General features: G+C 47.7%; 1 protein-coding gene. It reads right to left on the reverse strand.

The genetic code is table 11. The features are described from left to right. Window positions 1–4781: hypothetical protein (locus KDK19_RS18275; RefSeq protein WP_257292528.1), on the reverse strand; the 4781-nt coding region annotated here is incomplete at both ends.

Genomic DNA, 4781 nt, shown 5'->3' on the forward strand with positions numbered 1-4781 from the left:
AAGGTGTCAGGGTATCCTGAACATTGGTCAGGAATGCTGCCGTCCTGCGGCCGTTTTCAAAGGCAATATCGTCAAGAACGTAGTTGGCGATCACAGAAGCGGCATACTCCTTCATGCCGGCAAAAGATTCTTTCATGCCTGCCGGGCCATTGGTGGTCACGGTCACAGGAGTAAAGGCACTCTGCATGAATTCCTCAGCACCCTTGTCGGACAGCATCTGAACAACCTTCCTGAACTCAGGCACCCTGACGCCGTGTTTATAGCCAATGAAGTGCTCAAACTCATCCACCAGCTGATAACCATCGACACCTCTGACGGCCTTCATGTAGTGTTCCAGTTCAACCTTGCTGATCAGACCTTCACGCAGCAGAGTGATGATCCTGTGACCACTGGCAGAATGAGTAGCGAAGTATTCCGAGAAGCTTTTCAGGCCCTCTGGTTCATGCTCAATGAAGTGAATGGCTGCTTCACCTATGCCGTGGATTTCATCGTCGAATTGTTGTGCCCCGGTGTTCATGTAAATTCTCGCCCGGCTCGCCAGCATCTGGACTTCTTCCAAAGGATTCAGAGACTGATCTTCTGCGAGCTCGAAGGTGAACGTCGCCTTAAGGTCTTTGAAGACTGCTACAATCCGACTGGCCTGATTAAAGGGCAGATTGTCCCCGGCCAGGGCCTGCAGGCGAATCGGCGCAAATTCATCGTCCAGGTCAAAAGTCTGAAGATTGGGTATCGATTTACCGTTTAGTTCTGCCGATTCTGACAGGCCAATTACGGCTTCCAGAGCCTGTTTTTTGAGGGAGTGCGACTGCATGTAGGCGTGCAAATCGGCCAGTATTCTTGCCTGCCCCGGCGTGTACTGGAAGGGACCACCTTCATTTTCGGCGGCTTCCTCCGCAGCATGCAGCACTTTCTTTAATTTATCTATTTCCGATTTCCTGACTTCTATTTCTCTGTTCAGAGTGTCCTGTTCCCCGGTCAGCTGCAGAATCTTGCCGCCACTACCATCATCCCCTCCCAGCTCCAGCTGTTTGTTTCTCAGGGCGTCAACCCGGTCAGTATAGTGGGCAGTAGGGTCTGGCTTGAGGCCCACGTTATCTTCAAGGTCTCTAAGAGTCGCTACATGAGCTTCCAGGTCTTCTTGTGCTTCTGATATGACTGCTCTTTTTTGTTTCAGGACTAATGCCTGCACGTCTCTTTCGTCTTCAAGTTTGGTTTTAGCTTTCGGATCACTGTCTTTGGAGTGGTCGATCGCCTGATTTATAGTATTCAGTTCCTCTTGTGCTTGCTTTTCTTCATCCTGTGCATGGGTCATTTCCATTACTCTTAAAGCGTGCTCATGAAGGAATTTCGTGACCTGAGCGTACTTTCTCCTGGTTTCAGGCAGTTCGCCCGCTGGATAATCAACTTCATCCTGACCATAAGTGTCCGCGTGGGTCACAATGGCATTAAAGTAATCCTCTTCTGTCAGCCTGTCAGGGTCACCGTCAACAGAGATTTTCAGTTCTGATGTGGTAGCTTTCAGTTGTTGAGCGATTTCATATTGTTTCTCTGAATCTTCTCCATGTAAAAGATCTCTGATGTCGTTTACTCGCTCTTCAGTGGTTTGCTTGTCAACCGGTGTCAGGCCTAAATTAGCCTGAAGTTTTTTCATTACCTGATCAGGCGTTGTCTTGTCCTCATCCGTGATTGGGTTAACGTCAGCAGGACCGGCAGATATCTGTCGTTTGCGACGAACGTTCTCCAGCTTGCGATAAGTAGCCTTCAGCTCACTTTCAGCATCTGCTACTGCTCTTCTGGCTCTGGTCACCTCACGATCAAGAGTGTATCGGGGTTTGGGGCCCAGGCGGGCTATTTGCCTGTCAAGTTCAGCATCGATAGCTTCGATACGCTCATGAGTGTCAGGCTGACCCGCTGTGTTTGCTACTGCTTCCAGCTCTGCGAGCTTTTCTAAAATACGATTGACCTGATCATCTATTGGGGCATCATCTCTATAGTCCTCAATGTTGAGTACGCGAGCAATGTGATTGTTTTTATATCTTTTGACCCCTTCTTCATCGACAGAGAGTGAGCCTACCAGAGGCTTTAACGTCTGGATTCTGTTTATAAGAGAACCCTTTTGTTCTTCCAGACTGGCGTCTTTTATTAAATCTACTTGCAGCTTTTCGGCCAGTTTAGCAACGGAATCCTTACCTCTTTCTATGGCAGCGAGGTTTTTACTCGTGGCGATGCCCAGCTCGTCCTCTGCAGTTTTGAGCATGCTTGTCTGCTGTGCCAAGACTCGTTCATCTGCGTCTTCGACAAAAAAGGTAAGAAGCTCATGAAGCTTTCCAGGTTTTGTCCCCGTTGTTTCGTAATTGGACGTGAACTTTTCTTTGCTGAGGGCATTCTCTATATCATCCAGTTTTTTTTCGGTGACATCATCGCCGTCGAGTATTGCACGAATTCTGTGAAGTCTTTCTCTGTTGTCATCACCTTCATTGACTTTGATCTCAAATATTTCTTCTGCAGTCTTCAGTACCTTCAGCGCGTCTTCCTCAGCTCTCTGCCTGAATTTTGTGATGGATGTCTGTAACGCCTCAGAAATGGCGTTGCGTCGGTAATAGACATCGTCCTCTGCACCGAAATCATCCATCTTCAGAGCTTTCTCCACGGCGCCCAGTTTCCAAAGTACTTCCGGTTTAACTATGTGGCGTGGTGTTCTGAGGCTTTCCAGTTCTGCTTCCAAATCTGCTGGCTTCTTCAGCTTAAACTTAATTGCATACATCTGTTCTGCGGGACGAAGTCTTGCAATATCTTCTTCTTGACGAGTATTCTCTTCGCGAAGTGTTTTAATCTCGCTCTGTTGATCATCACTCAGTTTGGTTAGTTTTTGTGTTAAGGCATTTAGTGATTTGATCTTCTCGACCAGAAGTTTATGCTGTGTGTCAATATCTGTATTGTCATCAAAATCCGGCATGTTTAAATGTGAGGCGATGAGTGCAAGGCGAGCTTTGGTGGCTGCTGCTTTTTCAGCCTCTGTGCGGGTGGTGCTTTGTTGCTGAACCGTTTGTTGATTGGCCTGTTCATCCTGCTGCCTGAGGTAGCTGGGGTGGTTGACGTGCTCAATGTGTTCCTTAATGGCCCGGACACGAGCCTTCAGGTCAGCTTTGTCAACCGGGACCAGACCACAGCCTCTTTCAATGGGAGCAAGAATTTGCTCTGGATTCGCTCCTTCCAATAATGTCTCATCCTGAATTAGCATGGGCCCAAGAACATTGTAAATCAGATCGTTTTCATTGACTGGAGTAATACCTGACCGGCCTTCAATGGCCGCCGGTTTTGCCTTTGCAGCTTCTTTACTGGACCGTCCTGTTGCGTCTAATGTCTTATCTATATTTGGAACGGGCCCATTAGCGCTGTAACTCAGATCCTCTTCATTGATCGGAGTAGTACCTGATATGCCTTCAAACGCCGCCGGTTTTGCTTGTAAAGCTTCTTCATCAGATGTTTCTGGTGCGGTATAGGTTGCGATAACCTTTGAACGCATGTCATTAATTTTCTCCAAGAGACGTCTGGCTTGCCCTTCTGGTGGCTGGGTATCATCCCAGTCATCAATGCCAAGCATTGCTGCCAGTTCAGAGTTGTAAGTCTTTCTGGCCTCCAGTCTGGCATCATGGAGTTGTTGTTCCAGCTTTGGAATTTGTTTGACTTCCTGATCAAGTTTCTGCTTCTGGCTTTCCAGTTCTTCCATGTTGCGTCGAAGAGTTTCATACGCAAATTTAGCGTCTTGATAGCGATATTGTGTTTCCTGCTTTTCCTTATCACTGGCGTCGGCTCTTTCCGTTGCTTGCTGCAGTTGATTTTTAAACTGGACGAGTTTGGCTTCTTTTAGCTGAAGCTCTTCGAGCTTGTTATCCACTTCAATCAGCTGTCTGGCCAGGTCACGCCGGATTTTGTCAGCAAAATCTTCGTCATTGTAAATAAAATCGTTCATTAGTTTGGAGATACTGGCTAAAGTATCATCCAGCATATTCTGAACAAAATGCTGTTTATTCAGAAGATTTCTAAGCACGGGTTTGAAGCTGAAGTGTTTTGCCAGTTGCATTTGCAGCCAGGTGTGTGTGATAAATGACGAGGCGATTTTGATGTGTTCTGGTTTTAGTGTGAACTCGACTTCATCGGCTTGATCTGAAGCAGCAATGGCCAACGCCTGATGGAGAGACTCGTAGTATGCAAGCGAACGTATCGCCAGCCTGTCTCTCATTTCAAGCGAAGGTATCTCCGGATTATCTTCCCCTGCAAGCGTCTCCTGTCCTTCGTTAACAGCAGCGTTTTGCCGTGCAACAAGCTCCTCCAGCACTGCCATCTGCCTGCTTCGAATGACGTATTGGTAGCTTTCGACCTTCCTTTTTCTTATCTTTGTTGTTAATCCGGAAGTGGGGTTATCACCCTGAGCTTGTTGCCAGAGGTTATGGATGCTTTCTACAACAGCGATATCATGCGGATTCAGTTTCTGACCATGGAAAACAATCACCTCCCCCGGAATTTCTGATACTTCCAGCTTTGGATAGCCCTCAGGCACAGGATAAACCCGCTTGTCGTTCTCGACGTGTACAACATACCCGACGGGTTTGCTGTGTGCCAACAGTTCATTAAGCGCCTGCTGCTGTAGATCCTCTTCCAGGACATGAACCTGAATATAGGCTGAGGCGGCTGCTGACAGGAGTGCATCGTCATTGACAAAGATTGATTGACCCAGACGTTGCAGTTCAGGGGGCTGATCGCCCGAAGCGATAAGACGC

This window comes from Endozoicomonas sp. ONNA1, from assembly GCF_024606325.1.
Lineage (GTDB): Bacteria > Pseudomonadota > Gammaproteobacteria > Pseudomonadales > Endozoicomonadaceae > Endozoicomonas_A.